This is a genomic window from Novosphingobium lindaniclasticum LE124 (genome assembly GCF_000445125.1).
In the GTDB taxonomy this organism is placed as follows: Bacteria; Pseudomonadota; Alphaproteobacteria; order Sphingomonadales; family Sphingomonadaceae; genus Novosphingobium; species Novosphingobium lindaniclasticum.
The window spans coordinates 20107-45841 of sequence record NZ_ATHL01000090.1 but is presented as its reverse complement, the minus strand read 5'-3'; the positions used below and the strand labels follow the sequence as shown (position 1 = coordinate 45841).

Below are 25735 nucleotides of genomic sequence, written 5' to 3'. Positions count from 1 at the left end.
GGCGCCGGGCGCCCGCCCCCGTTCTCGTTTTACGCCCCGTTCCTGGTTCAGGCGGCGCCGACCCAGACAACCCAGCCCACCAGCCAGGCCGCGACCACGCAGGCGATCAGCCGCCACACGGGCGCCTTCACCATACCCCTGGTTCCAGCGGGCATCATCCGCGCGCCCGTGACCATGGCCCCGATAAGCTGGTCCCGCTTCACCAAGCGGTAATAGACGATCGCGCTCAGATGCAGCACGATCATCGCCAGGATCAGATAGAACACCACTCCGTGCAGTTCCGTAGCGCGTCCGGCCGTTGTCGAGGAGACAAGGTGATTGAGCGGCCCGGTAGTGCCGTCATCGGGATCGCCGGCGAAGAAGCCCAGCGTGACCTGCAAGGCGAGGAGGCCGAGCATCGCCAGTACGCTCCATCCGCCCGCCGGATTATGACCGACTGTGGGCTCGTGGCCGCTCGATCGCAGGTGACCGATTACCGCGCCCGGCCCGCGCACGAAGGATGAGAACCGCGCGGTCGATCCACCCACGAAGCCCCAGAGAACCCGGATAACCAGCAATTGCATCAACACCGTGCCGATGCTGGTATGCCAACCCATCTCGCCGTTTTCGGCCGTCCACCACAGCGCGGGGATCAGGACGGCGAAGCTCCAGTGGATGACCCGGACAGGCCAGTCCCACAAGGGGGTGCGGACGGTCTCCGCACCCTTGCTGCTGCTCACTGCTTGTTCTCGCGGAAGGTGTCGTGGCAGCCCTTGCAGGAGCCGCCGATCTCGCCCATCGCCAGCTTCGCGGCGGCGGCATCCCTGGCGCCGGCTGCGGCCTTGAGCTTGCCGGCCGCGGTGGCCAGCCTGTCGGCGGCCGCCTTGAATTCGGCGGGCTTGTCCCAGATCACGGGGAGTGCCTCGGTCTTCTCGCCCGATTCCTTGCCGCTACCCTTGGGGAAGAGGCCGACGATCTCGCCTGCGTCCGTCTGGATCGAGGTGGCGGAAGCAGAGACGACCGCAAAGTCCGGCGCGGCATCTTCCAGCGCTTCCTTGGCGGCCTTGTTCGCCTTGCCGATGGCCTTGAAATTGGCTTCGCGCGCTTCGATCGTGTCGGCAACTTTTACCAGGGCGGGCGAGGCATCGGTCGTGGTCGCGGCGGGTTCAGAGCCTTTGCAGCCGGTCAGGGCGGCCGCAAAGACAAAAGCGGCTAGGGAGGTCGTGACGAGAGTCTTCGATGCCATTTCGCTGCTCCTGGCAGTTATCCTTGAGCGGGAGGCCGTACTTTGTTTGCCCGTCGGCCTTGGTCCCAAGCGCTTGATAACCGCTGTCGTCGCCATGCAGCGAATGGTTTTTGAAATGTCAGCCGAAAACCACCCCATCCATCAGCTTGCGCGCGGTGCGAAGGAGGGCGGCGCTGGTTACGGCGCCGCCCTCGTCCGTGTCGAGGACACAGGACATCTCGCCGGTCGGATGTTCGACCGACAGTGTCTTGCGGCGATCCGTCGGGGATTTGGCCTCGGGGATCTGCGCCACTTCGGCAGCGGGCGAGCCTTCGATCAGGCAGGCCGTCGCCACCGAGACCGCGCCGAGCACGCCGATCGTGGCGTGGGCGCGGTGGGGAATGAAGCTGCGCACGGTCACCGCGCCGCCATGGCGTGGCGGGGCGACCAGCATCATCTTGGGGACCGACTTGTCCTTGACATCGCCAAGGTTCATCCGCTCGCCAACGGCCAGGCGGATGGCCTCGATCTTCGCCTTCAGTTCGGCATTGGCATCCAGGCTGTCGCGGTCCTCGTAGCCGGTCACGCCGACATCCTCGGCCTTCATGACGACGCAGGGCATGCCATTGTCGATCAGCGTCACGCGCACGCCGTTCACTTCGTCGGCGGCGTTGCCGGTGGGCAGCAGCGCGCCGCAGGAGGAACCCGCAGTGTCGCGGAATTCCAGCGGAACCGGCGCATGAGTGCCAGGCACGCCGTCGATCGCGGCATCGCCCTTATACGATACGGCACCGTTCGGCGTCTGCACGGTGGCGACGGCGACCTGCCCGGTGTTCTCCATGAAGATGGCGACCGGGGTTTCATCGCTCCGGGCCTCGACCAGTCCGCGCTCGATGGCGAAGGGGCCGATCCCGGCGAGGATATTGCCGCAGTTCTGCTGGTCGCTGACAAGCGCCTTGTCGACGAAGACCTGAAGGAACAGGTAATCGACGTCGATGCCCTCGCGCTCGGACTTGCTGACGACAGCCACCTTGCTGGTCAGTGGATCGGCGCCGCCCATGCCGTCGATCTGGCGCGGGTCGGGCGATCCCATGATCGAAAGCAGGAAGGCATCGCGCGCGGCGGTGTCTGCGGGGAGATCGCTCTTGAGGAAATAGCCGCCCTTGGACGTGCCGCCGCGCATCCACATGCAGCGCACGCCGTCCCTGTTCGCTTCGGTGCCACTCATCGCAGATCTCCTTTTCCCGCAAGCTGTGTCCTGCCCAAGCGCGTGGGAAGGGGGAAAGAGAAACTTTGGAACTGCGATAGGATTTGGCTAAGAGTAGTTCCATGGACATCTGGAACTTCAACCTCCGGCACTTGCGCGCAGTCGCCAAGATTGCCGAATTGGGGACGGTCAACGCCGCCGCGCTGGCTGTGAACCTCAGTCAGCCCGCGATAACACAGGCGCTTGGCAGGCTTGAGGCGATGATCGGCCTGCCTTTGTTCGAGCGCCGTCACGACGGGATGATTCCCACCCGTGCCGGAGAGATCCTGGCGCCGCGCATCGGCGCCGCGCTTGCCCATATCCAGAGCCCGCACGTCACCATGTCGCGCCTGCGCGCATTGCTCGCACTCGCCGAAACAGGGAGCTATGCCGGGGCCGGGCAAGAGACCGGGCTGTCGCTGCCCTCGATCCACCGCGCGGTCAACGACCTTGCCCTGGCGCTGCGCCGACCGCTGGTGGCGCGGCAGGGGAAGTTCGTCATCACCACCGAGGCGGGCACCCAGCTCGCGCGCGAGTTCCGCCTGGCGAAAGTGGAACTGGAGGCGGGCCTGTCCGAAGTGGAGGCGCTGCGCGGGCTGGAGACGCGGCGGATCGCCATCGGCGCCATGCCGTTGTCTCGGGCGCGTATTCTGCCCGCCGCCGTGGCGCGGTTCCTGTCGCGGCGGCCCAGGGTGAAGCTGACGATCGTCGAAGGTTCGCGCGCCGAACTGGTGGAGCCGCTGCGCAACGGCACGCTCGACCTCATAGTGGGCGCCTTGCGCGACCCGTTGGTGGAAGGCGATCTGGTCCAACACCCGCTTTTCGAAGACCGCCCGGCGGTCTACGGGCGCAAGGGCCATCCGCTGGAAGGCACCAACCCCGGCGCGGCCGACGTGGCACGGTATCCTTTCACCCTACCGCCGCGCGGAACGCCCCTGCGCGACAGTTTCGAGCGCTATTTCGAGGAGCACGAGGTACCCTTGCCCGGGGTGCCGGTGGAGTCGGGGTCGGTGATGATGATCCGGCAGGTGATGATGGGCGGGGATTTCCTCACCGTGCTTTCGCCCGATCAGGTGTCGGTCGAGGTGGAGGCCGGGTGGCTCTGCGAACTCTCGCGGCTTCCCGCCGAATTCACGCGTCACATCGGTATGACCACCCGCGCGTCGCTGCGGCCGACCGAGGTACAGAGCGAGTTCTTTGCCGATCTCGAATGGGCGGCGCGAGAGGTTTCTCGGTAAGGTCTTGGCCGATGGCCTGGCTTAAAGCGGGCATGTGCGGCCAGGCGGACGCAATCCCCGTATTACGTGAAGCTTATAGCTTCTGGGTGGTTCCAATTGGCGGCTTTCGGCCGATCGGGGCAGACTGGCATCATGAACAGGTCCATTGCCCTTATCGGGTTCGGAGAGGCCGGATCGACGTTTGCGGGAGCTGGGGACTGGGCCGGACAGGCTCGTGCCTTCGATGTGCTTCCCGAACGCCGTGAGGTCATGGCCGAACTCGGCATCACCGCCTGCGATAGCGTAGAGCAGGCCCTTTCGGGCGCCGCGCTGGTGCTTTCGCTCGTCACCGCAGACGCCGCGCCGAAGGTGGCGCAAGCCGTCGCGCCCGTGCTGGGCGAGGGCGCGTTGTTCTGCGATATGAACTCGGTCGCGCCAGGCACCAAACGGGCAGCTGCCAAGGCGATCGCCACCGGCAAGGGGCGATACGTGGACGTTGCCGTGCTCGCCCCGGTCAATCCCGCGCGGATGAAGGTGCCTCTGCTGGTCTCGGGGCCGGACGCTGCAGAAGCGCATACCGCTCTTGAGGCGGTGGGCTTCGCCAATGTCCGCACCGTGGGCGCCGATGTCGGCCGCGCTTCGGCGATCAAGCTGGTGCGCTCGGTCATGGTCAAGGGGCTTGAGGCGCTGACCGCCGAGATGATGATGGCCGCCCATGCCGAAGGCGTAGGGGACGAAGTGCTGGCCTCGCTCGACGCCAGCGAGAAGACCATTCCCTGGACAAGCCGAGCGGACTACAATCTCGACCGCATGCTGGTCCACGGCCGCCGCCGCGCCGCCGAGATGGACGAGGCTGCGGAAATGCTGCGTTCGCTGGGCATTCCGCCGCTGATGACCGAAAATACCGTCGCCTGGCAGCAGGCGCTGGGCGAGCTGGGCATCGCGCCGCCGCCCGAAGGATTAGAAGCCAAGCTGGCGGCAATCGTTAAGGCGGTTGGCGCGGCGGGCGTACTCAAGGGAGAGAATTGAGCATGTCGCTCATCATCGACTGTCACGGACATTATACCGTCCTGCCCAAGGCGCACGACGCCTGGCGCGAGGCGCAGATCGCCGCCTTCAAGGCCGGGGAAGCCGCGCCGCCGTACCCCGAAATTTCCGACGCGGAGATCCGCCGGACCATCGAGGACAACCAGCTTCGCCTCATCAAGGAGCGCGGCGCCGATCTTACCGTGTTCAGCCCGCGCGCCAGCGCGATGGCGCACCATGTCGGCGATCAGTCGGTTTCCGAGGCCTGGGCGGTTCACTGCAACAACCTTATCGCCCGCGTGGTGAACCTGTTCCCCGAGACGTTCGTGGGCGTGTGCATGCTGCCGCAAAGCCCCAAGGCGGACCTTTCCGCCTCGGTGAAGGAACTGCGCCGCTGCGTCGAGGAACTGGGCTTCATCGGCTGCAACCTCAATCCCGATCCGGGCGGCGGGCACTTCGAGCATCCGCCGCTGACCGACGAATACTGGTTCCCGATCTACGAGGCGATGAGCGAGCTGGACGTTCCGGCGATGATCCACGTCTCGGGATCGTGCAACCCGGCGATGCACGCCACCGGTGGCTTCTACATCGCGGCGGACACCGTGGCTTTCATGCAGCTGATGCAGGGCGATCTCTTCGCAAAGTTCCCCAAGCTGCGCTTCATCATCCCGCACGGCGGCGGCGCGGTGCCCTACCACTGGGGGCGCTATCGCGGGTTGGCGGACATGCTGAAGAAGCCTTCGCTCGACGAATACATCATGAACAACGTGTTCTTCGATACCTGCGTCTACCACCAGCCGGGCGTGAACCTGCTGGCTGACGTGATCGACAACAAGAACATCCTGTTCGGCTCCGAAATGGTCGGCGCGGTGCGCGGGATCGACCCGCAGACCGGCTTCTACTTCGACGACACCAAGCGCTATGTCGATGCGCTCGACATCTCTGACGAGGAGCGCCACGCGATCTTCGAAGGCAATGTCCGCAAGGTCTTCCCGCGCCTCGACGCCAAGCTGAAGGACCGAGGCCTGTGACCGACAAGATCACCGACATCCACGCCTATCTCGGTGAGTTCGACGATATTCCGGGCACGCGCGTCTACACCGCGAAGCGCGCGCGGCAGGGCTATCACCTCAACCAGTTCGCGATGAGCCTGATGAAGGCGGAAAACCGCGAGCGCTGGAAGGCCGACGAGCGCGCCTATCTCGACGAATGGCCGATGACCGAGGATCAGAAGCTGGCCGTGCTCGCGCGCGACTACAATCGCCTGCTGGATCTGGGCGGCAACATCTACTTCCTCGCCAAGGTCTTCTCGACCGATGGCCTGAGTTTCCTTCAGGCCGTTTCGACGATGACCGGCATGTCGGTCGAGGATTATCAGGCGATGATGGTCGCCGGGGGCCGCTCGCCCGAGGGCGTGCGCTCCATAAAGGAGCACCGCTAAGATGGCCCGCATTACGCACGGCATCGCCTGTAGCCATATCCCGGCGCTCGGCGTCGCCAGCGACTTCGACAAGTGGGAAGATCCCTACTGGAAGCCGATCCAGGAAGGTTTCGCGCCCACTCAGAAGTGGGAAGCGGAGAACCTGCCGGACGTCGTGATCCTGGTCTACAACGACCATGCATCGGCCTTCGACATGAAGATCATCCCCACTTTCGCGATCGGCTGCGGCGAAAGTTACAAGCCTGCCGACGAAGGTTGGGGGCCGCGCGCCGTGCCTGATGTGGAAGGCCATCCGGACCTCGCCTGGCACATCGCGCAGAGCCTGATCCTCGACGAGTTCGACATGACCATCATCAACGAGATGGATGTCGATCACGGCCTTACCGTTCCGCTCTCGATGGTGTTCGGCAAGCCTGCCAAGTGGCCGGTCAAGGTGATCCCGCTGGCGGTGAACGTCGTCACCTATCCGCCGCCATCGGGCAACCGCTGCTGGGCGCTGGGTGAGGCGATCGCGCGCGCCGTGGAAAGCTTCCCCGAAGACCTGAACGTGCAGGTTTGGGGCACCGGCGGCATGAGCCACCAGCTTCAGGGCCCGCGCGCCGGGCTGATCAATGCCGAGTGGGACCAGATGTTCCTCGACAAGCTTTCGGGCGATACGCAGGAACTGCGGCACATTCCGCATATCGAATACCTGCGCGAAACTGGCAGCGAAGGCATCGAGATGGTGATGTGGCTGATCATGCGCGGCGCGCTCGGCAAGGAAACCCGCGAATTGCGGCGCTTCTACCACGTCCCCGCCAGCAACACGGCCGTGGGCCATATCGTGCTGGAGCCGGTGAACGGCGAGGTTCCGCCCTCGACCACCGTCGAAGGCAACAATGCCGCCGCGCAAAGCCTGATCGACTGATCGATTCCGCGTGCCGGTGGTTGACGCCGGCACGCCCTTTGTCTTTGACAGACACCCCAAGGAGATTCCCATGCGTATTGCCCTCGTAGGCGCCGGCGCTTTCGGTGAAAAGCACCTAGACGGCCTCAAGAACATCGATGGCGTAGAGATAGCCTCGGTCATCAGCCGCTCGGCCGAGCAGGCTGCCGAAGTCGCCGCCAAGTACGGCGCGCCGCACTCCGGCACCGATCTGGCCGAAGTGCTGGCCATGCCGGACGTCGATGCCGTAATTCTCTGCACCCCCACGCAGATGCACGCCGAACAGGCGATCGCCTGCATGAACGCCGGCAAGCACGTGCAGGTCGAAATTCCGCTGTCGGACTCCTGGGCCGATGCCGAGGCGGTCGTCGCCAAGCAGAAGGAAACCGGGCTGGTCTGCATGGTCGGCCACACCCGCCGCTTCAATCCTTCGCACCAGTACGTGCATAACAAGATCACCGCGGGTGAGTTCAACGTCCAGCAGATGGACGTGCAGACCTACTTCTTCCGCCGCAAGAACATGAACGCAAAGGGCCAGCCGCGCTCGTGGACGGACCACCTGCTGTGGCACCACGCCGCGCACACGATCGACCTGTTCGCCTACCAGTCGGGCAAGATCGTCGCCGCCAACGTGCTGCAAGGGCCGAAGCACCCGGAACTCGGCATCGCCATGGACATGTCGATCCAGCTGAAGGCAGAGACCGGCGCGATCTGCACGCTCTCGCTCTCGTTCAACAACAACGGCCCGCTCGGCACCTTCTTCCGCTACATCGGCGACAGCGAAACCTACATCGCGCGGTACGACGATCTGGTGAACGGCCGCGAAGAGCCGATCGACCTCACCGGCGTCACCGTGTCGAACAACGGCATCGAGCTGCAGGACCGCGAATTCGTCGCCGCCATCCGCGAAGGGCGTGAGCCCAATTCGTCGGTCGGCAAGGTGCTCGATTGCTACCGCGTGATCGGCGAACTGGCGCAGAGCCTGGAAGCACAGGACGGCTGGTCCTGATGACGAAACGCCTCCTCGCGGGCCGTCCGGTCCACGCCGTCGGTCTCGGCTGCATGAATGTGGCCTGGGCTTACGGCAATCCGCCGTCTCGCGAGGAGGCGGCCCGTCTGTTCCGCCATGCCCTGGATGCGGGCTGCGACCACTTCGACACCGCCAATATCTACGGCATGGGTCTCAGCGAGGAGATCCTTGGCGAAGCGATCATGGACCGGCGGGGCGAGTTCCTGCTGGCCTCCAAGACCGGCATCCTGATCGACGGCGCCCGCCGCGGCATCGACTGCGCGCCGGACAGCATCACCGCCTCGCTTGACGCCAGCCTAAAGCGGCTGGGCACCGATCACATCGATCTGTTCTACATGCACCGCTTCGATCCGAAGGTGCCGATTGCCGACTCGGTGGGCGCCATGGCGCGCGCGATCGAGGCGGGGAAGATCGGCGCCTATGGCGTGTCGGAATGGTCCGCCGCGCATGTCCGCGAGGCGCATGCCGTGCATCCGGTGGCAGCGGTGCAGACCGAATATTCGCTCTGGACCCGCAACGTCGAACTGGGCGTGATGGACGCCACGCGCGACCTCGGGATTGCGCTCGTCGCTTTCTCGCCGATCGCCCGCGGGGCGCTGGGCGGTGAACTGACCGACGTCAACACGCTCACCGAGAAAGACCTGCGCCGCAACTTCCCGCGCTTCATGGGCGAGAACTGGGCGCACAACCTGGCGCTGATCGCGGAGTTCAACGCGCTCGCGGCCTCGGTCCATGCCACACCGGCGCAGCTGGCGCTCGCCTGGGTACTGGCGCAGGGCGAGCACGTCCACGCCATTCCGGGCACGCGCGCGATCGCACACTTCGACCAGAACCATCCCGCCGCCGATCTCGCGATCGACGCGGAAGTGCTGGAGCAGGCGGGCGCGTTGATGAACCAGCAGACGATTGCCGGGCACCGCTACCCGGACATGATCAAGCCCAGCATCGATACCGAGGACTACGCCTGAGGCAGGCTTCGCTGTCGGCCGCTCTGGATTGCTTCGCTGCGCTCGCTATGCGAAGGTTGAGGGGTGTTCCGCTGGTGGGATTTTGCGCTTCATCTCGCCATTGCGAGGAGCGAAGCGACCCAGCAATAAAGAGCGACGAAGCACGGCGGAACATTAGACCCGCAGCGTCGGTTCTCCCGGCATGGACAAAGCCGCAGCTTACCCGGAAGCCTCCGAAGCCCGCGATCTCTCGCATGACGATCCCGAGCGCAAGAAGACCGACCGCGAGATTGAACGCGACGAATCCGGCTTGACCGGCCACGAACGCGGACAGATCAAGGACAACCTGCGCCTTTCGGCAGTCACCGTATTCTCCGTGATCCGCCGCGAAGGCGAGGAGGAGCTGCACCGACCCGCCATGTCGCTCTGGTGGTCGGGAATAGCCGCCGGCATCGGCATTTCCACTTCGGTCTTCGCGCAGGGCCTGCTTCACCAATCCTTCCAGGACCATCCCCAGCGAGAGCTGATCGCGGCCTTCGGCTATGCCATGGGTTTCGTGCTGGTTGTGCTCTCCCGCCTGCAACTCTTCACCGAGAACACGCTGACGGCGGTGTTGCCGCTGCTTGCCGGGCCGAACGGGGAGCGGCTCTGGCGCACCGCGCGGCTGTGGACGATCGTGCTGGCGGCCAACCTGGTGGGCACGTTCCTGACGGCCCTGCTGATCGACATCTTTGCCGATCCTGTCCATCCCACGGTAGCCGGCATGCTTGAGGTATCACGCAAGGCCGGGCAGGCAAGTGGCTGGACGGCCCTGCTCGACGGTGTACCGGCCGGCTTCTTTATCGCCGGCTTCGTATGGATGCTGCCCAGTTCAAAGGGCTTCGAGATCTTCGTGGTGGGGCTTTTCGCCTGGCTGATCGCAGCGGGCGGGTTCGCCCATGTGGTTGCCGGATCGACGGAGATGTTCCTCCTCGTCCTTCACGGCGAACTGCCCGTCTTCGATGCCTTCGCGCTGCATCTCGCGCCGACGCTGGTGGGCAACGTAATCGGCGGCACCTGCCTTTTCGCGCTGCTGGCTTTCGGCCAGATCAAGGCGGAGATCGATGCGGGATGATCTTGCCCGCCAAGCGCGCTAGTAGGGCGCGATGAACGGTTCAGAGACAATCGTCGTCCGGCGCAATGCTTACGGCCTCGACTTAGGTGCCGCCGAGCCTTTCGCCATACCGGTGGAAGCGCCCATCGCCATAGAGACTAACGGCATCGCCTATGCCGTGATGATGGCGACGCCCGAGCACATCGAGGATTTCGTCACCGGGTTCCTGATGGCCGAGGGGCTCGCCGAAGCCGGGGAGGTGGGCGACGTGACGGTCCATGAGGTCGAGAACGGGGAGTGGGGCACCGGCTACGTCGCCCGCGTGAACCTGCCGTTCGAGCGGCTCGGCGCCATCGTCGAGCGGGCGCGGCGGCGGGTGGGGGACAGTTCCTGCGGTATCTGCGGGATCGAAGGGGTGGAAGCCGCGCTGCGGCCGCTGCCGCCGCTTGCCCGGATGAGCGAGGCTTCGCCGCAAGCCATCCGACGCGGGCTCGGCGGCCTGCGAACGGCGCAGGCGCTGGGGCGGGAGACAAGGGCGACCCATGCGGCGGCCTTCTGCAACGCGGACGGCAGCCTTGTGGCCGTGCGCGAGGACGTGGGACGCCACAATGCGCTGGACAAGCTGGTCGGCGCGCTGGCTCGGCAAGGCGTCCATGCGGGGCAGGGCTTCATGATTGTGACGTCGCGCTGTTCCTACGAACTGGTCGAGAAGACCGCGCGCGCCGGATGTCCCTTGCTGGTGGCGATTTCAGCGCCGACCAACCTGGCGGTCCATCGCGCGCGGGCGGCGGGCCTGAAGTTGTGCTTCGTGGCGCGCGACGATACGATGCTGACGATGCCGGACGGGGAAGAGGCCGACGAAAGTGCCACCGGCCTCGTCGAACCGTAACGCGGGCTTTCCTGTTTTGCTTGCAGTATTCTCCTGCAAACCTAGATTCACGAACGACGACATCATTTTTGAAGGACGGGATTTTCTTCGATGGCCACCACGACCGATCAGGCGACCGCTGGCGAACTCAAGCTGACGCCACCCGATCCCGTGCCGGTCGTCCAGCCGGAAAAGGCGGCGGGGCTGGTTCCGATCGGGGATGAGCAGAAGTCCAAGCTGCAGGTCCGGGTCGATGAATTCGTCGAGGACCTCGTCTCGCAGGACGTGAACTCGCCCGAATTCGGCCGCCGAGTGGACCAGATCACCAATATGGGCCGCAAGGAAATCTCCGAGGCGTCGGGCCAGTCCAACCGCTTCCTCGACCGCCCGGTGCGCGCCATGGACAAGGACGCCGGCGTCGGCGCCGACCTTGCCGAACTGCGCCGCACCGTGGAAGACCTCGACCCCTCCACCAAGGGTGATCTGCTCTCGCGCCGCAAGATCTTCGGGATCATCCCGATGGGCAACAAGTTGCGCAATTACTTCGACGGCTACCAGAGCGCGCAGGGCCATATCAGCGCGATCCTCGCCCGGCTTCAGGGCGGCAAGGACGAGCTGCTGATGGACAACGCCTCGATCGACGTCGAGCGCCAGAACCTCTGGGCGGCGATGGGCAAGCTCGAACAGATGATCTTCATGTCGAAGGCGCTGGACGAGACGCTGGAGCAGAAGGCCGCCGATCTCGATCACACCGACCCCGCCAAGGCCAAGGCCGTGCGCGAGAGCGCGCTGTTCTATGTGCGCCAGCGCACGCAGGACCTGCTGACGCAGATGGCGGTTTCGGTGCAGGGCTACCTCGCGCTCGATCTGGTGAAGAAGAACAACGTCGAACTGATCAAGGGCGTGGATCGCGCCTCCACCACCACCGTCGGCGCGCTGCGCACGGCGGTGACCGTGGCGCAGGCGATGGCCAACCAGAAGCTGGTGCTGGACCAGATCACCGCGCTCAACACCACGACCGCGCGGATCATCGACGGCACCGGCCAGATGCTCAAGGACAATACCGCGCGCATCCATGAACAGGCGGCGAATTCCACGATCCCGCTGGAGACGCTCAGCCGCGCCTTCCAGAACATCTACGACACGATGGATTCGATCGACACCTTCAAGATGCAGGCGCTCGATTCCATGAAGCAGACGGTGCAGTCGCTGGAAGGCGAAGTCACCAAGTCCAAGGCCTATATCGCCCGCGCCCAAGGCCAGGCCGAGGGTACCGCACCGGGTAGCGACAAGACGGCGAAGGCGATGCTGGAGGCGCTCGACTGACCGCCATGGCCCAGCTTCCCACGACCGGCAACCGCAATGCCGTGAACCAGGAGATCATCCGCGCCGCGCGCCGCCAGCGCGCAGCGCGGCTCTACAACGCCCGCAAGGAGCGCTGGAGGTTTCGCTGGCGCCGTCTGCGCCGGGCGTTCCTGGCGCTGTTCGGCATCTTCATCGTCGCGCTGACGGCTGGGCTGATCCTGGGCGGACTGTCGTTCACGACGACGGTGCTGACCACCTTGTTGGCCTTCGCGGTGTTCATAGTGCTGTCGATCTATCCCTCCACGCCTAGAGTGCGTTCGGAGCATCTGGGCAGCGCGAGTTTGCCGGAACTGGCGGGCTCGACCGAGATCTGGCTGGAGAACCGCCGCCGTGCTCTGCCCAATGCGGCCGTGGATGCCGTGGACATGATCGGCGTGCGCCTCGAACAGCTTGCGCCGCAGCTCGCCACGCTGGAAGACACCGGCCCGGCCGCACGCGAAGTGCGCAAGCTACTGTCCGAGCACTTGCCTTCGCTGGTCGACAGCTACACCCGCATTCCGCCCGAACTGCGCAATAAACCCCATGCGGGCGGCACCACGCCGTCGCAGCAACTCGTGGAAGGACTGGGCGTCATAGCCGGCCAGATCGAGGCCATGAGCCTGGACTTGTCCCGCAACGATCTCGACGCCTTGGCCACGCGCGGCCGTTTCCTGGAGACCAAATATATCGACGCGCGCGGCGATGCCTGAGCTGCCGACGCGCTCGGGGAGTCTGGCTTGGTAAGGCTGCGCCGGTGTCTTGGCGCGCATGAATGCGATGAATCGCCTGAGGTTTCATAGCTTAGCTGCTGACGTCCTTCACCGTCTCCATCGCCACATATGTCGAGGTGCTGGATACATGCGGCAGGCTGGAGAGTTTCTCCCCTAGCACGGCCCGGTAGCGGTGGATGTCGCGGGTGCGAACTTTCAGAAGATAGTCGAAGTGGCTCGCCAGCATGTGGCACTCCTCCACTTCCGGAATGCGCTGGATGGCGGCGTTGAATTCCCGCAGCGCCTGCTCGCGGGTGTCGGATAGTTTGACTTCGGTGAAGGCGACATGATCCAGCCCCAGCGCGACCGGATCGATGACGGCGCGAAAGCCCCGGATCACGCCGGATTGCGTCAGGCGGCGCAGGCGCACCTGGCAAGGAGTCTTGGACAGGCCCACCGCTTTGGCGAGATCGGTGACGCTCATTCGGCCGTCTTCGCGCAACGCGGCGACGATTTTGCGGTCGTAGTCGTCCAGAATGACCGGATCGGTGCGTTTAGCCATGCGATTGAACTGCCGATGACGCCAAGATAAGTCTGAATGGATGGTCTTGTGCCCCTGAAAAGACAGATTGCCAAGCCAGCTTGGGATATTGGCGATTCATGACCCACACCGCTCCGTTCTCCGCATTCGCTCCCGCCGTCAGCGCGCCGACGCCGCTCCGCCGCGCGATAACCGAGGCCTTCCGTCGTGACGAGGCCGCCTGTATGGCGCCGCTGCTTGAAGCCGCGACGCTGCCGGAGGCGCAGCGCAGGGCCGTGCGCGAGACGGCAAGCGCGCTCGTCACGACCTTGCGTGCCAATCACAAGGGCAGCGGCGTCGAGGGGCTGGTGCAGGAATACTCGCTGTCCAGCCAGGAAGGCGTGGCGCTCATGTGCCTGGCCGAGGCGCTGCTGCGCATCCCCGACAATGCCACCCGCGACGCCCTGATCCGCGACAAGATCTCGGACGGTGACTGGAGCGCGCATCTTGGCGGCGGCAAGTCGATGTTCGTCAACGCCGCGACCTGGGGCCTGGTGGTGACCGGCAAGCTGGTCGGCTCGGTGGACGACAAGGGGCTGGGGGCAGCGCTCACGCGTCTCGTGGCGCGTGCGGGCGAGCCGGTGATCCGGCGCGGCGTAGACCTTGCCATGCGCCTGATGGGCGAGCAGTTCGTCACCGGCGAAACGATTGGCGAGGCCGTAAAGCGCGCCAAAGAGCTGGAGGACAAGGGCTTTCGCTATAGCTACGACATGCTGGGCGAAGCGGCGACCACCGCCGCCGACGCCGACCGTTACAACACCGACTACGTCAACGCCATTCACGCCATCGGCAAGGCCGGCGCAGGTAAGGGCATCTACGAGGGACCGGGAATCTCGATCAAGCTCTCGGCCCTGCATCCGCGCTACAGCCGTGCCCAGGCAGGCCGGGTCATGGGCGAACTGCTGCCGCGCGTGAAAGCGCTGGCCGTACTTGCCAAGGGCTACGACATCGGCCTCAACATCGATGCCGAGGAAGCCGACCGCCTCGAACTCTCGCTCGACCTGCTCGAAGCGCTGGCGCTCGACCCGGACCTCAAGGGCTGGGACGGCCTCGGCTTCGTGGTGCAGGCCTATGGCAAGCGCTGCCCCTTCGTGCTGGACTGGATCGTCGATCTGGCCCGCCGCGCCGGTCGCCGAATGATGGTGCGTCTGGTCAAGGGCGCCTACTGGGACGCCGAGATCAAGCGCGCTCAGGTGGACGGCCTGGCCGACTTCCCGGTCTATACCCGCAAGGTCCACACCGACGTGTCCTACATCGCTTGCGCGAAGAAGCTGCTGGCCGCGCCGGACGCGGTGTTCCCGCAGTTCGCCACGCACAACGCGCAGAGCCTGGCGACGATCTACCACCTTGCCGGACCGGACTTCGCCGTGGGCCAATACGAGTTCCAGTGCCTCCACGGCATGGGCGAGCCGCTCTATTCGCAGGTCGTCGGGAAAGACAAGCTGGACCGTCCCTGCCGCATCTACGCGCCGGTCGGCACCCATGAGACGCTGCTGGCCTATCTGGTGCGCCGCTTGCTGGAGAACGGCGCGAACTCCTCGTTCGTGAACCGCATCGCCGATCCGGCCGTGCCGGTGGAAGACATGGTGGCGGATCCGGTCGAGGTGGTGCGCGCGATGCCAACGCCCGGCGCCCGTCACGACCTGATCCCGCTCGCCGCCGATCTCTACCCCGGTCGCCGCAATTCGGACGGCATCGATATGGCGGACGAGACCGCGCTCGCCGCGCTCTCGGAAGACTTGCGCCGCTCCGCCGCGCGCGAATGGTTCGCCATGCCGGGCAATGCCCAGGGCGAGGCCCGCGCCGTGCTGAACCCGGCGGACCACGGGGACGTCGTGGGGCGGGTGATCGAAGTCGCGCCCGAAGCGGCTTCCGTCGCCGTCGCCCGCGCCGCGATCAGCCGCTGGGGCCAGGTGCCGGTGGCCGAGCGCGCGGCTATGCTCGATGCCGCTGCCGACGCCATGCAGGCGCGGATCGGCCTGCTCATGGGCCTCGTCATCCGCGAGGCGGGCAAGTCCGCCGCCAACGCCATTGCCGAAGTGCGCGAGGCGATCGACTTCCTGCGCTATTACGCGAAGCAGGCGCGCGAGACGTTCGGCGCCGATCAGATCCCCCTCGGGCCGGTGGTCTGCATCAGCCCCTGGAACTTCCCGCTGGCGATCTTCACCGGGCAAGTCGCCGCAGCCCTGGTCGCAGGCAACCCGGTGCTGGCCAAGCCCGCCGAGGAGACCCCGCTGATCGCCGCCGAGGCCGTGCGCCTGCTGCACGAGGCGGGCGTTCCTAAGGACGCGCTGCAACTGCTGCCGGGCGAGGGCAAGCTCGGCGCCGCGCTGGTCGCCGCCCCGCAAGTGGCGGCGGTGATGTTCACCGGCTCCACCGAAGTGGCGCGCCTGATCCAGAAGCAGCTTGCGGGCCGCGTCTCGGCCCAGGGTCAGGCGATCCCGTTCATCGCCGAGACCGGCGGCCAGAACGCCATGATCGTCGATTCCTCTGCGCTGGCCGAGCAGGTGGTGGCCGATGTGATCGCCTCGGCCTTCGATTCGGCGGGACAGCGCTGCTCGGCGCTGCGTGTGCTTTGCCTCCAGGAGGACGTCGCCGATCGTACCCTGGCGATGCTCAAGGGGGCGCTGGCGGAACTGCGCGTGGGCAATACGCAGGAACTCGCGGTCGACATCGGCCCGGTGATCACGGCCGAGGCCAAGGGCATGATCGACGGCCATGTCGCGCGCATGAAGTCGCGCGGCTGCAAGGTCGAGCAAGTGGCGATCCCGGCAGCCTGCGAGGCGGGTACGTTCGTGGCGCCGACCATCGTCGAGATTTCGACTATCGCCCAGCTCGAACGCGAAGTGTTCGGCCCGGTTCTCCATGTCGTGCGCTTCAAGCGTGACGAACTGGGCGACCTGATCGAGGCGATCAATGCCACCGGCTACGGCCTGACGTTCGGCCTTCACACCCGGCTAGACGCCACGGTGGAGCAGGTAACTTTGGCCATCCGCGCGGGCAATCTCTACGTCAACCGCAACACGATCGGCGCGATCGTCGGCGTTCAGCCCTTCGGTGGGCGTGGGCTTTCGGGCACGGGGCCGAAAGCGGGCGGTCCGCTCTATCTCGGCCGACTGGCACGGCAGGCGCCGCAAGTCCTGGATGCGCCCGCACACGTCGCGCCGCTGGTCGAGGCTTTCGCGAACTGGCTGAGCGGCCAAGGTGACGCCGCCTCGGCCGCTGCGGCGCGGGCGATGGCGGCCGGTTCGGGGCTGGGGATCGAACTGGCGCTGCCGGGGCCGGTCGGTGAGACCAATCTCTATGCGCTCCACCCGCGTGGCCGAATCCTCCTGCGTCCCGCGACCCGCGAGGGGCTTTACGGGCAGATGGCGGCGGTGCTGGCCAGCGGTAATACGGCGACGGTGGAAGGCATGGCGCTTCCGGCTGGACTGCCCCCCGCCGTGGCGGCACGCTTCGCGCCGGACGCGGGCGAGCACTTCGCGGCCTGTCTGGTGGAAGGTGATGCCGAAGCGGTGCGCGCAGCCTGCAAGGCGGTGGCGGAACTGCCGGGGCCGATCGTTCCCGTCCACGTCACGGCCGGGCCGAACCTGGTCTGGTTGCTGGAAGAGGTCTCGACCTCGATCAACACCACGGCGGCCGGGGGCAATGCCAGTCTGATGATGATCGGCTGATTCTTTGCGATGGCAGGACCCTTTAGGGCTGCGATCGAAAAAATAAAAAGGCCCGCGAGTGACGAACTCGTGGGCCTTTTCTTGTCCCTCGGGCGCGGTGTCAGCAGGCCGGCAAGGGATGTCCGCTCACTTCGTTCTCGCGCTTGTGCAGGGCGAGGGTCACCAGAAAGATCGCAAGACCGCCAAGCGAGAGGCACATGCCGATCCAGCCCGTCGAGGTGAGACCGTAGCCTGCCGAGATGGCAAGCCCGCCAAGCCAGGGACCAAGCGCATTGGCCATGTTGAAGGCGCTGTGGTGCGCCGCGGCCGCCAGCGCCTGCGCGTCGCCCGCCACGTCCATCAGTCGGGTCTGGAGGATCGTGCCGAGGCCGCCGGCAAAACCGATCATCACCACCACCACGCTCAGGGTCCAGACGTTGCTTGCCGCCATCGGGAACAGCGCAAGGGCGAAGGCGCTGAACAGCAGCGCGCCGATCGCGGCCTTGTTCAGCGAGCGGTCGGCGGCCCAGGCCCAGAACAGATTGCCCACCGTCATGCCCACGCCGAAGACAGCGAGGACCACCGGCACGAGGTGCTCGGAGACCTTGGTGACTTCGATCATGGTCGAGGCGATGTAGGTGTAGACGGCGAAGAGACCGCCGAAGCCGATGGCGCCGGTGAGCAGGGTGAGCAGCACTTGCGGACGGCGCAGCGCACCGAGTTCGCGCATAGGGCTGGCCCCTTCGGCTGCCTTCTGGTGCGGGGCATAGAGCGCGACGAGTGCCATGGTGATCACCGCGAGCACCGAGACGATGGCGAAGCCGGTGCGCCAGCCGAAGGCCTGTCCCAGCCAGTTGGCCAGCGGCACGCCGATGATCGTCGCCACGGTCAGGCCCGACATGACCAGTGCCACCGACTGCGCCCGCTTGTTCGCAGGCACCATCGAGGCGGCGACCAGCGCGGCGATGCCGAAGTAGGCGCCGTGCGGCAGGCCGCTGATGAAGCGGAACAGCAGAAGCAGCGGATATGTCGGCGCCATGGCCGAAAGGGCGTTGCCGACTGCGAACAGTGCCATCAGTCCGATCAGAAGCGCGCGCCGGGGGAGCTTGGCTGCCAGTACGGCGATGACCGGCGCACCGACTACGACGCCCAGCGCATACGTGCTGATGGCATGGCCGGCTTCGGGCTCGCTCAGGCCGAGATCGCGCGCGAAATAGGGCACGAGGCTCATCGCGGCAAATTCGGTAGTGCCTATGGCGAAGGCGCCCATCGCCAAGGCGAGGATGACGAGCGCGGGATGGGTATGGGCTTTTTGCTGATCAGTCATGTTGCACTGCAATATTGGGGGCACTTGCGATCTAGTGGACCGCTGTGCCATGCCAACCCGCCGGAAGGTGCAATAATTGCACTCGTGGTCTTGTTCGGCGCAATGTGCGGCTGCTTAAGTCCCGTCGTCCCGGCTCAGGTCCGGGACCGCCGGCGATACTTAGGCGCCCGTCTGCGAACGAACGCGACCCGGATAGCGGTACCGGATCAGGTCCGGGACGACGGCTGCCTAAAGCCCCGGATCGAACTCCGGCGCGTTCTTGGTGGTGTAGTCCGAGTGGGTGGCGACGTGGATGCCGCACTCGGTCTTGTTCCAACCGCGCCAGCGGCCCGAGCGCGGATCTTCGCCTTCCGCGACCTTGCTGGTGCAGGGCATGCAGCCGATCGAGGGATAACCCTGCGAAACCAGCGGATGCGCCGGCAGGTCGTGTTCGGCGATATAGGCTGCGATGCGTTCCGGCGACCAGTCGATCAGCGGATTCACCTTGAGGCGGCCCTGTGCATCGGAGGTGTCCACCTCGAAACGGGGCAGGGTGGCGCGGGTGGAGGCCTGGAATGCCTTGCGGCCGCTGAAGGAAGCGTCGTAGCCCAGCAGCGCCTTTTCCAAAGGCTTCACCTTGCGGATTTCGCAACAGCCGTCCGGGTCGTAGGACCAGCGCAGGCCATTCTCGTCCTTTTTCGCCAGTTCCTCGGCATCGGGCACGAGATTGACGAGGTTGGTGAGGCCAAGCTGCTTCACCAGCAGGTCGCGATAGTCCAGCGTCTCGGGAAAATGCTTGCCGGTATCGAGGAACAGCACCGGCACGTTCGCATCGACACGGCTAACGAGGTGCAGCAGCACCGCCGATTCCGCACCGAAGCTGGACACGATCGCGATATCGCCCGCCATGCCTTCCTTGAGCACCGTTTCGAGCATCTCGCTCGTGTCGGTGCCGCGGAAGAGGCGGTTCAGGCGAACGGCATCGGCCTCGTCGAAACGGGGGCCGGTGTCGATCAGGTCGCGGATACGTGCAGCTTCGGTGTTGGGCATTTCTATTCCCTTCCGGTGGACGCTTACGCCGGGTGGCGCTTCGCCCAGATCGCCGGGCGACCGTCGACGACGGTGGCCTGGTAGACGTTTTCCCAACGATCGAACGCGCTCTGGGCGTCCTCTTCGTTGAGGGCCTTTTCGGGCGCGAAGGCATCGAAGCCGCAGCGCCGCAGGTGATGGAGCATATCGATCACCAGATCGCCCACCGCGCGCATCTCGCCCCGATAGCCTGCTTCACGCAGGATGCGGGCCGAGGAATAGCCGCGTCCATCGGTCCAGGCGGGGAAGCTCACTTCCACCAGCGAGAGGCGGTCGAGGTAGGGCAGCAGGTCGCGGGCATCGTCGCCCGGCTCGATGCGGACGGCGGTGGCGTTGGACTGTTCCGAGAACGAATCCACGGTGACGGCGGGGTCGTTGACGGTTTCGTCGTCACGGAAGCGGAACTGGACGTCAACCATAGATAGCCTCCTTGAACGGGTCCATGCCGATACGGCGATAGGTGTCGAGGAAGCGTTCCTCGCCCTGCTTGTTGGCGAGATAGACTTCGGTGGCCTTTTCGATGGCGTCGACCACGCCGTCCTCGGTGAAACCGGGGCCGATGATCTTCGCGAGCGAGGTGTCCGCGCCTTCGCTGCCGCCGAACAGGAGCTGGTAGTTTTCCAGGCCCTTCTTGTCGACGCCGAGGATGCCGATGTGGCCCGCGTGGTGGTGGCCGCAGGCGTTGATGCAGCCGGAGATCTTCAGCTTCAGCTCACCGATCTCGGCCTGGCGCTGGGCGCTGCCGAAACGCTCGGAGATCTTCTGCGCGACCGGGATCGAACGCGCATTGGCCAGCGAGCAATAGTCGAGGCCGGGGCAGGCTATAATGTCGCCCACGGTGTCGAGATTGGCGGTGGAAAGACCGGCTTCGTCCAGCGCCTGCCACACGGTGTAGAGGTCTGCCTTGCGGACGTGCGGGAAGACGATGTTCTGGGCGTGAGTCACGCGCAGTTCGTCGAAGCTGTAGTCCTTCGCCAGCTTGGCCATCAGGCGGATCTGGTCGGCGGTGGCGTCACCGGGAATGCCGCCGACGGGCTTGAGGCTGACGGTGGCGATCACGTAGCCGGCCTGCTTGTGGGCGTGCGTGTTGCGCTCCACCCAGAGGCGGAAGTCGGGATCGGTCAGGTCCAGATCGTCCGACGCATTCGCATCGAAGCCGGGATCGACGAAGTGCGCCTTGATCCGCTCCAGCTCGGCCAGCGGCGGCTCGATCGGCTGGGTCAGCAGGTGCGCGAACTCTTCCTCGACCTGGCGGACATATTCGTCGCGGCCCAGTTCGTGGACGAGAATCTTGATGCGCGCCTTGTACTTGTTGTCGCGGCGGCCGTAGCGGTTGTAGACGCGCAGGCACGCTTCCGAAAACGTGATCAGCTGGTCCAGCGGCACGAATTCCCGGATCAGCGGAGCGATCATCGGCGTGCGGCCCATGCCGCCACCGGCGTAGAACCGGGCGCCGATCTCGCCGGCGTCATTCTTCACCATCTTGATGCCGATGTCGTGCAGGCGCATCGCCGCGCGGTCGGTTTCGGAGGCGATGACGGCGATCTTGAACTTGCGCGGCAGCACCAGGAATTCCGGGTGGAAGCTCGACCACTGGCGCAGCAGTTCCGCATAAGGACGCGGATCGACGATCTCGTCCGCGGCAGCGCCGGCATATTGGTCCGAGCTGATGTTGCGGATGCAGTTGCCGCTGGTCTGGATGGCATGCATTTCCACCTTGGCGAGTTCGGCCAGGATGTCGGGCGTGTCTTCCAGCTTGATCCAGTTGTACTGGATGTTCTGGCGCGTGGTGAAATGGCCGTAGCCGCGGTCGTACTTGTCCGCAATGTCGCCCAGCAGCGTCATCTGCGCGGAATTCAGCGTGCCATAGGGCACCGCGACGCGCAGCATGTAGGCGTGAAGCTGGAGGTAGAGGCCGTTCTGCAGGCGCAGCGGCTTGAACTGGTCCTCGGTCAGGTCGCCGGCCAGGCGGCGGCGGACCTGGTCGCGAAATTCCGCGACGCGCGTATCGACCATCTGCTGGTCGTATTCGTCGTACTTGTACATGCTCAGATCACCCAGTCTGCGGCTGCGGGGTCGGAGGCCTTCGGCGTCAGGTCGAGGCGGACGGTCGGCCCGAGGGCGCGGATGCGTTCCTTGATGTGGGCGGGCCGGATGCCTTCTGCGGTCTTCCCGCCATCGACGACATAGGCGGCGACGACGTGCTGGGCGCCTTCCTCGCGCGCCACCAGGGCGGCGCCATGTTCGCCCACGTCGGCGGATTCGTTGACGTCGAGCGACCAGCCCACGCCGGTCCACCAGATGACCGCTCCGGTCTTCAGGTCGTTGCCCGTCAGGATCTTCACTTCGTTGCCTCCAGCGCCAGGGCGCGAATGGTGTTGTCGGGTTCTGCGGTGACGTGCCCGATGACGATGAGTGCGGGACTTTGCACTTTCGCATCCGCGATAAGGTCGGCCAGTCCGGCGAGTGGCCCGCGCAGAACGCGCATGGCCGAACGGGTGGCGTTCTCGATCACGGCCACCGGCACATCGGGAGCAAGGCCGTCCGCCATGAGCTTCTCGGCGATTTGACCGGCCGTAGCGATGCCCATGAAGATGACCAGAGTGCGGCCCTTGCCGGCTAGGCCAGACCAATCCTGGTCGGTCAGTCCCTTGCACTGGCCTGCCACGAACGTGACGATCGAGGCATGATCGCGGTGGGTGAGCGGGATCTGCGCGGCGGCCGAGGCGCCCAGCGCGGAGGAGATGCCGGGCACCACGTCCACCGGCACACCGGCGGCATGGCAGGCTTCCGCCTCCTCGCCGCCGCGTCCGAACACGAAGGGGTCCCCGCCCTTGAGGCGAACGACATCATGTCCCGCCAGAGCTTCCCGCACGAGCAGGGCGTTGATCTCTTCCTGCCTCATCGTGTGTCGCGCGCGGCTCTTGGCCACGGAGATCAGGCGAGCCGAGGGCTTCGCCATGGCCAGGATCGCCGGATCGACCAGTCCGTCGTGCACGATGAGCGCGGCATTCATCAGCAGCCGGGCGGCGCGCAGCGTCAGGAGATCGGGGTCTCCGGGACCGGCGCCGACCAGATGGACTCGGCCGATAGAGGCGGGATTCGCTTGCATGGTGGCGCAGATGATCCTCCGCGCCTTCGATTGCCAGCGATAATGGCTTTGCGCGGGGCAAGGGAGGCTTTAGCGGCGTTCGCGGGAACGGTCAGGCGAACGCCTCGGCCCTGGTTTCCGGCACCGTGTCCGGGGATTCAGACTTGAGGCTGGGTGCCCGATCGGGGCGGCCCAGGAAGTAGCCCTGCGCTTCCTCGCAGCCTTCGCTGATGAGCAATTCGAACTGGCTGGCGGTCTCGACGCCTTCGGCCAGGACCGGAATGCGCAGCGAAGAGCCCAGGGCGAGGACCGCGCGGATGATGGCGCGAGCCTGCTCGTTCTGGTCCGATTCCAGCAGGAAGGACTTGTCGATCTTGATCTTGTCGAACGGGAAGGAATGCAGGGTGTCCAGCGAGGAATAGCCGGTGCCGAAATCGTCCATGGCGATGGCGACGCCGAGTTCCTTCAGCTGGCGCAAGTTGTTGAGTGCGCGCACCTTGTCGGTGATGATCGCGCTTTCGGTGATTTCCAGTTCGAGGCGGGAGGCCGAAAGCCCCGTCTCCGTCAGCACGCGGCCGACCATCGGCGCCAGATCCTGCTGGACGAGCTGTACCGGCGAGACGTTGACCGCGACGCGATGGTGCGAATGCCAGGTGGCGGCTTCGCGGCAGGCCTGGGCCAGGACCCATTCCCCGATCTGGAGGATCGCCCCGGATTCCTCGGCGATCGGAATGAACTCGGCAGGGGAAACAAGCCCGTGAAGGGGGTGGTGCCAGCGCACCAGCGCCTCGTAGCCGGAAAGCTGGCCGCTGCGCAGCTGGCATTGCGGCTGGTACAGCAGCACCAGTTCGTCACGCTCGACGGCGAGGCGCAAGTCATTGGCGAGCTGGCGGCGCGCCCGCGCGATTTCGTCCATGCCCGGCTCGTAATAGCAGATGCGCTCGCCGATCTGGGCCTTGGCGCGGTACATCGCGAGGTCGGCATTGTTGAGCAGCGCTTCGCGGTCGATGCCGTCGTGCGGGTATGCTGCGATACCCAGGCTGGCGCCGAAGCTGAGCTCCTGGCCCTGATGCGCGACCGGCTGGGTGAAGCAAGGCTCGATCCGGCGAAGGAATTCAGCGAGCTGCTCGTCGCTGTCGAACAGCTTGGCCAGTCCGAACTCGTCGCCGCCGAGCCGGGCGGCGATCTCTTCCTCGCCCAGCGCCGAACCGAGGCGGCGGGCGAGTTCCGCCAGGACCACATCGCCCCAGGAGTGGCCGTAAGTGTCGTTGATCTCCTTGAACCGATCGAGGTCGATCGCCGCCACGCCGAGCCGCTTGCCGTGGCGGCTGGCCTGTTCCAGCATCTCGTCGATCCACAAGTTGAACCGCGTGCGGTTGGGCAGGCCGGTGAGACCGTCGTGCATCGCCATATGCGCGATCTGCGCTTCGGACTCGCGCTGCCGCGTCACATCGTCGAACGTCGAGACCCAGCCGCCGCCGGGCATCGGCCTGGTGGCGATGGAGACGACTTTGCCGTCGGGATATTCGGCCAGGATCGGGGAGTGGGCATCCGTGGCGAGATTGTCGCGGATGGCGCGCTCCGCCACGCGAACCCGGTCGGCGATCAGATGCGGTGCAAAACGCGTAAGGCTGCTGAGGCGGATCACTTCGGAAAGGGACATGCCAGGCCGCAGGGCGTCGGGCGCCAAGCCGTACATTTCCAGGTACCGGATATTGGAGAGCACCAGCTTCTCGTCGGCGCCGAACAGGCAGAGCCCCTGGTGCATGTGACCCAGCGCCGCGTCGCGCTGGCGATTGGCCTCGGCGGTGCGGTCCAGCGCTTCCTTGAAGCGGGTCATGTCGCGGGTGATCTTAGCGAAGGCGATCGGTTGGCCCAGGTCGTCCAGCATCGGCTCCATCGTCACATGAGCCCAGAACCGCGAGCCGTCCTTGCGGACGCGCCAACCCTCGCCGTGGTAGCGGCCCTGGGACCGGGCGGCCTCCAAGGCGACCCGGTCGAGCGCGGCTTCGCGATCCTCCGGCGTGTAGAAGGAGGAGACATGAAGACCGATCACCTCGTCCTCGGCGTAGCCCTTGAGGCGCTGCGCGCCCGCGTTCCAGTTCCTGACGCGGCCTTCGAGATCGAGCATGTAGATCGCGCAGTCCGAGATACCGCGCACGAGAAAGGAGAAGTTGCGCTCGCTCAGGGCGACGGCGGCAGCGGTCCGCCGGCTGACGACCAGCGAAATCGCGGAAAGCGCGACGAGCAGGAAGCTCACTCCGGCCACGGCGCCTGCCATCTCGCGCGGCGAAATGAGCTGCTCGATCGCATGCAGGCGGGTGGGAATGATCGTCATGCCGGTCATGCCGGTAAAGTGCAGCCCGACGACCGAGGCGGACAGCAGGGCCGTCGCGGCAAGAAGGCCGCGCAACCGCCGGTCTTCAAGTGCCAGCGTGAAGGCGGGGTAGAGGGGCAGAAAGGCGATGATCACCGAAGCCGCCAGGAAGCCGGTCTTCCAGCGCAGGACGCCCGGCACTTCCATCGCCATCATCCCGGTGTAGTGCATCGCGGCGATGCCCAAGGCGGCCAGCGCCGATGCCCCGATCAGGACGAAGCGCCCCTTGCTTTCCGTCAGGAGGCCGAACGACAGGGAGAGCGCGACGACCGGTATGATCAGCGAGGTCAGTGTCAGGCCGGACTCGAAGCCGATGACGATACCGGGCGCAAAGCCCAGCATGGCCACGAAATGCGTGGCCCAGATGCCGAAACCGGCACTTGCGCCTGCCATGCACCACCAGCGCCGCCGCGCGGACCCGGTGCTGTCGGCCGCCTGGCGCAGCAGTGCCAATGCCGTCAGCGAGGACAGCAGACAGATCAGCGCGGCGAGCAGTACGAATTTCAGATCGTGCCCATCGCGGATGCAAAGATAGATGTCGAACACTGCAACCCCGGTTTTTCACCTAAGGGCGATACGGATGGACGG

At 65.7% G+C, this 25735-nt stretch carries 23 protein-coding genes; 12 read left to right on the top strand and 11 right to left on the bottom strand.

Features of this window, described 5'->3' with window-relative positions; genetic code table 11:
• Positions 1-47 precede the first annotated feature (47 nt).
• The 3 genes from L284_RS38820 to L284_RS38810 all read right to left on the bottom strand — a co-directional run bounded on the left by L284_RS38820 (position 48) and on the right by L284_RS38810 (position 2432).
• Entirely contained in the window at positions 48-719 is a 672-nt protein-coding gene (locus L284_RS38820; RefSeq protein WP_021234776.1) for a cytochrome b/b6 domain-containing protein, read from the bottom strand.
• Positions 716-1225 carry a c-type cytochrome gene (locus tag L284_RS38815; protein WP_021234775.1) on the bottom strand — a complete coding sequence of 170 codons (510 nt, stop codon included), beginning with the start codon at positions 1223-1225 and terminating at the stop codon, positions 716-718. The genes L284_RS38820 and L284_RS38815 overlap by 4 nt, the downstream gene beginning before the upstream one ends.
• Positions 1226-1343: 118 nt before the next feature.
• Positions 1344-2432 carry a 4-oxalomesaconate tautomerase gene (locus L284_RS38810; RefSeq protein ID WP_021234774.1) on the bottom strand — a complete coding sequence of 363 codons (1089 nt, stop codon included), beginning with the start codon at positions 2430-2432 and terminating at the stop codon, positions 1344-1346.
• Between the two features lie 101 nt (positions 2433-2533).
• On the opposite strand from L284_RS38810, the gene L284_RS38805 reads away from it, so the two are divergent.
• From L284_RS38805 to L284_RS38755, 11 genes are all read left to right on the top strand, one after another.
• Positions 2534-3688, top strand: a complete 1155-nt coding sequence (locus L284_RS38805) for a LysR substrate-binding domain-containing protein (RefSeq protein WP_021234773.1) — start codon at positions 2534-2536, stop codon at positions 3686-3688.
• 132 nt (positions 3689-3820) lie between these two features.
• Entirely contained in the window at positions 3821-4696 is an 876-nt protein-coding gene (locus L284_RS38800) for an NAD(P)-dependent oxidoreductase (protein ID WP_021234772.1), read from the top strand.
• A gap of 2 nt (positions 4697-4698) precedes the next feature.
• Positions 4699-5724, top strand: a complete 1026-nt coding sequence (locus L284_RS38795) for an amidohydrolase family protein (protein ID WP_021234771.1) — start codon at positions 4699-4701, stop codon at positions 5722-5724.
• On the top strand, positions 5721-6134 hold the full coding sequence (gene ligA, locus L284_RS38790; RefSeq protein WP_021234770.1) for a protocatechuate 4,5-dioxygenase subunit alpha: 414 nt from the start codon (positions 5721-5723) through the stop codon (positions 6132-6134). Before L284_RS38795 ends, ligA begins: the two co-directional genes overlap by 4 nt.
• Before the next feature lies 1 nt (position 6135).
• On the top strand, positions 6136-7041 hold the full coding sequence (locus tag L284_RS38785) for a class III extradiol dioxygenase subunit beta (protein WP_021234769.1): 906 nt from the start codon (positions 6136-6138) through the stop codon (positions 7039-7041).
• Between the two features lie 70 nt (positions 7042-7111).
• Positions 7112-8068 (top strand): Gfo/Idh/MocA family oxidoreductase, encoded by a 957-nt coding sequence (locus tag L284_RS38780; protein ID WP_021234768.1) that lies wholly within the window; start codon positions 7112-7114, stop codon positions 8066-8068.
• Positions 8068-9057 (top strand): aldo/keto reductase, encoded by a 990-nt coding sequence (locus tag L284_RS38775; RefSeq protein ID WP_021234767.1) that lies wholly within the window; start codon positions 8068-8070, stop codon positions 9055-9057. Before L284_RS38780 ends, L284_RS38775 begins: the two co-directional genes overlap by 1 nt.
• A 181-nt stretch (positions 9058-9238) precedes the next feature.
• Entirely contained in the window at positions 9239-10150 is a 912-nt protein-coding gene (locus L284_RS38770) for a formate/nitrite transporter family protein (protein ID WP_021234766.1), read from the top strand.
• Between the two features lie 31 nt (positions 10151-10181).
• The gene (gene fdhD, locus L284_RS38765) at positions 10182-11018 is read left to right on the top strand and encodes a formate dehydrogenase accessory sulfurtransferase FdhD (RefSeq protein ID WP_021234765.1); all 837 of its coding nucleotides are present in this window, start codon (positions 10182-10184) and stop codon (positions 11016-11018) included.
• 90 nt (positions 11019-11108) lie between these two features.
• Positions 11109-12323 (top strand): toxic anion resistance protein, encoded by a 1215-nt coding sequence (locus tag L284_RS38760; protein ID WP_021234764.1) that lies wholly within the window; start codon positions 11109-11111, stop codon positions 12321-12323.
• 5 nt (positions 12324-12328) lie between these two features.
• Complete coding sequence (locus L284_RS38755; RefSeq protein ID WP_021234763.1) at positions 12329-13051, top strand: hypothetical protein; 723 nt, start codon at positions 12329-12331, stop codon at positions 13049-13051.
• A 91-nt stretch (positions 13052-13142) separates the two neighbouring features.
• Here L284_RS38755 and L284_RS38750 read toward each other — a convergent pair whose 3' ends face one another.
• The gene (locus tag L284_RS38750) at positions 13143-13613 is read right to left on the bottom strand and encodes an Lrp/AsnC family transcriptional regulator (RefSeq protein ID WP_021234762.1); all 471 of its coding nucleotides are present in this window, start codon (positions 13611-13613) and stop codon (positions 13143-13145) included.
• Positions 13614-13711: 98 nt separating this feature from the next.
• Here L284_RS38750 and putA point away from each other — a divergent pair, with 98 nt between their 5' ends.
• Positions 13712-17305, top strand: coding sequence for a trifunctional transcriptional regulator/proline dehydrogenase/L-glutamate gamma-semialdehyde dehydrogenase (gene putA / locus L284_RS38745; RefSeq protein WP_021234761.1), 3594 nt, complete (start codon positions 13712-13714; stop codon positions 17303-17305).
• A 100-nt stretch (positions 17306-17405) separates the two neighbouring features.
• Here the strand turns inward: putA and L284_RS38740 are convergent, their stop codons facing one another.
• The 7 genes from L284_RS38740 to L284_RS38710 all read right to left on the bottom strand — a co-directional run bounded on the left by L284_RS38740 (position 17406) and on the right by L284_RS38710 (position 25693).
• Positions 17406-18611: an MFS transporter gene (locus L284_RS38740; protein ID WP_021234760.1), complete on the bottom strand. Its 1206-nt coding sequence runs from the start codon at positions 18609-18611 to the stop codon at positions 17406-17408.
• A 228-nt stretch (positions 18612-18839) separates the two neighbouring features.
• The gene (locus tag L284_RS38735) at positions 18840-19640 is read right to left on the bottom strand and encodes a phosphoadenylyl-sulfate reductase (protein WP_021234759.1); all 801 of its coding nucleotides are present in this window, start codon (positions 19638-19640) and stop codon (positions 18840-18842) included.
• Between the two features lie 23 nt (positions 19641-19663).
• Positions 19664-20098, bottom strand: a complete 435-nt coding sequence (locus tag L284_RS38730) for a DUF934 domain-containing protein (RefSeq protein WP_021234758.1) — start codon at positions 20096-20098, stop codon at positions 19664-19666.
• Positions 20091-21725, bottom strand: coding sequence for a nitrite/sulfite reductase (locus L284_RS38725; RefSeq protein WP_021234757.1), 1635 nt, complete (start codon positions 21723-21725; stop codon positions 20091-20093). The genes L284_RS38730 and L284_RS38725 overlap by 8 nt, the downstream gene beginning before the upstream one ends.
• A 2-nt stretch (positions 21726-21727) precedes the next feature.
• Positions 21728-22024, bottom strand: coding sequence for a DUF2849 domain-containing protein (locus L284_RS38720; protein WP_021234756.1), 297 nt, complete (start codon positions 22022-22024; stop codon positions 21728-21730).
• The gene (cobA, locus tag L284_RS38715; protein ID WP_021234755.1) at positions 22021-22791 is read right to left on the bottom strand and encodes a uroporphyrinogen-III C-methyltransferase; all 771 of its coding nucleotides are present in this window, start codon (positions 22789-22791) and stop codon (positions 22021-22023) included. The genes L284_RS38720 and cobA overlap by 4 nt, the downstream gene beginning before the upstream one ends.
• A 91-nt stretch (positions 22792-22882) precedes the next feature.
• A complete protein-coding gene (locus L284_RS38710; protein WP_021234754.1) occupies positions 22883-25693 on the bottom strand; it encodes a bifunctional diguanylate cyclase/phosphodiesterase in 2811 nt (936 codons plus the stop codon).
• Positions 25694-25735 lie beyond the last annotated feature (42 nt).

Bases quoted from the DNA above. Each gene is read 5' to 3' on its own strand.
- L284_RS38770 (WP_021234766.1), top strand. From the start codon at position 9,239: ATGGACAAAGCCGCAGCTTACCCGGAAGCCTCCGAAGCCCGCGATCTC.
- L284_RS38735 (WP_021234759.1), bottom strand. From the start codon at position 19,640: ATGCCCAACACCGAAGCTGCACGTATCCGCGACCTGATCGACACCGGC.
- L284_RS38750 (WP_021234762.1), bottom strand. From the start codon at position 13,613: ATGGCTAAACGCACCGATCCGGTCATTCTGGACGACTACGACCGCAAA.
- L284_RS38760 (WP_021234764.1), top strand. From the start codon at position 11,109: ATGGCCACCACGACCGATCAGGCGACCGCTGGCGAACTCAAGCTGACG.
- L284_RS38795 (WP_021234771.1), top strand. From the start codon at position 4,699: ATGTCGCTCATCATCGACTGTCACGGACATTATACCGTCCTGCCCAAG.
- fdhD (WP_021234765.1), top strand. From the start codon at position 10,182: ATGAACGGTTCAGAGACAATCGTCGTCCGGCGCAATGCTTACGGCCTC.
- L284_RS38775 (WP_021234767.1), top strand. From the start codon at position 8,068: ATGACGAAACGCCTCCTCGCGGGCCGTCCGGTCCACGCCGTCGGTCTC.
- putA (WP_021234761.1), top strand. From the start codon at position 13,712: ATGACCCACACCGCTCCGTTCTCCGCATTCGCTCCCGCCGTCAGCGCG.
- L284_RS38725 (WP_021234757.1), bottom strand. From the start codon at position 21,725: ATGTACAAGTACGACGAATACGACCAGCAGATGGTCGATACGCGCGTC.
- L284_RS38800 (WP_021234772.1), top strand. From the start codon at position 3,821: ATGAACAGGTCCATTGCCCTTATCGGGTTCGGAGAGGCCGGATCGACG.
- L284_RS38810 (WP_021234774.1), bottom strand. From the start codon at position 2,432: ATGAGTGGCACCGAAGCGAACAGGGACGGCGTGCGCTGCATGTGGATG.
- L284_RS38755 (WP_021234763.1), top strand. From the start codon at position 12,329: ATGGCCCAGCTTCCCACGACCGGCAACCGCAATGCCGTGAACCAGGAG.
- cobA (WP_021234755.1), bottom strand. From the start codon at position 22,791: ATGCAAGCGAATCCCGCCTCTATCGGCCGAGTCCATCTGGTCGGCGCC.
- L284_RS38805 (WP_021234773.1), top strand. From the start codon at position 2,534: ATGGACATCTGGAACTTCAACCTCCGGCACTTGCGCGCAGTCGCCAAG.
- L284_RS38780 (WP_021234768.1), top strand. From the start codon at position 7,112: ATGCGTATTGCCCTCGTAGGCGCCGGCGCTTTCGGTGAAAAGCACCTA.
- L284_RS38815 (WP_021234775.1), bottom strand. From the start codon at position 1,225: ATGGCATCGAAGACTCTCGTCACGACCTCCCTAGCCGCTTTTGTCTTT.
- L284_RS38740 (WP_021234760.1), bottom strand. From the start codon at position 18,611: ATGACTGATCAGCAAAAAGCCCATACCCATCCCGCGCTCGTCATCCTC.
- L284_RS38730 (WP_021234758.1), bottom strand. From the start codon at position 20,098: ATGGTTGACGTCCAGTTCCGCTTCCGTGACGACGAAACCGTCAACGAC.
- L284_RS38785 (WP_021234769.1), top strand. From the start codon at position 6,136: ATGGCCCGCATTACGCACGGCATCGCCTGTAGCCATATCCCGGCGCTC.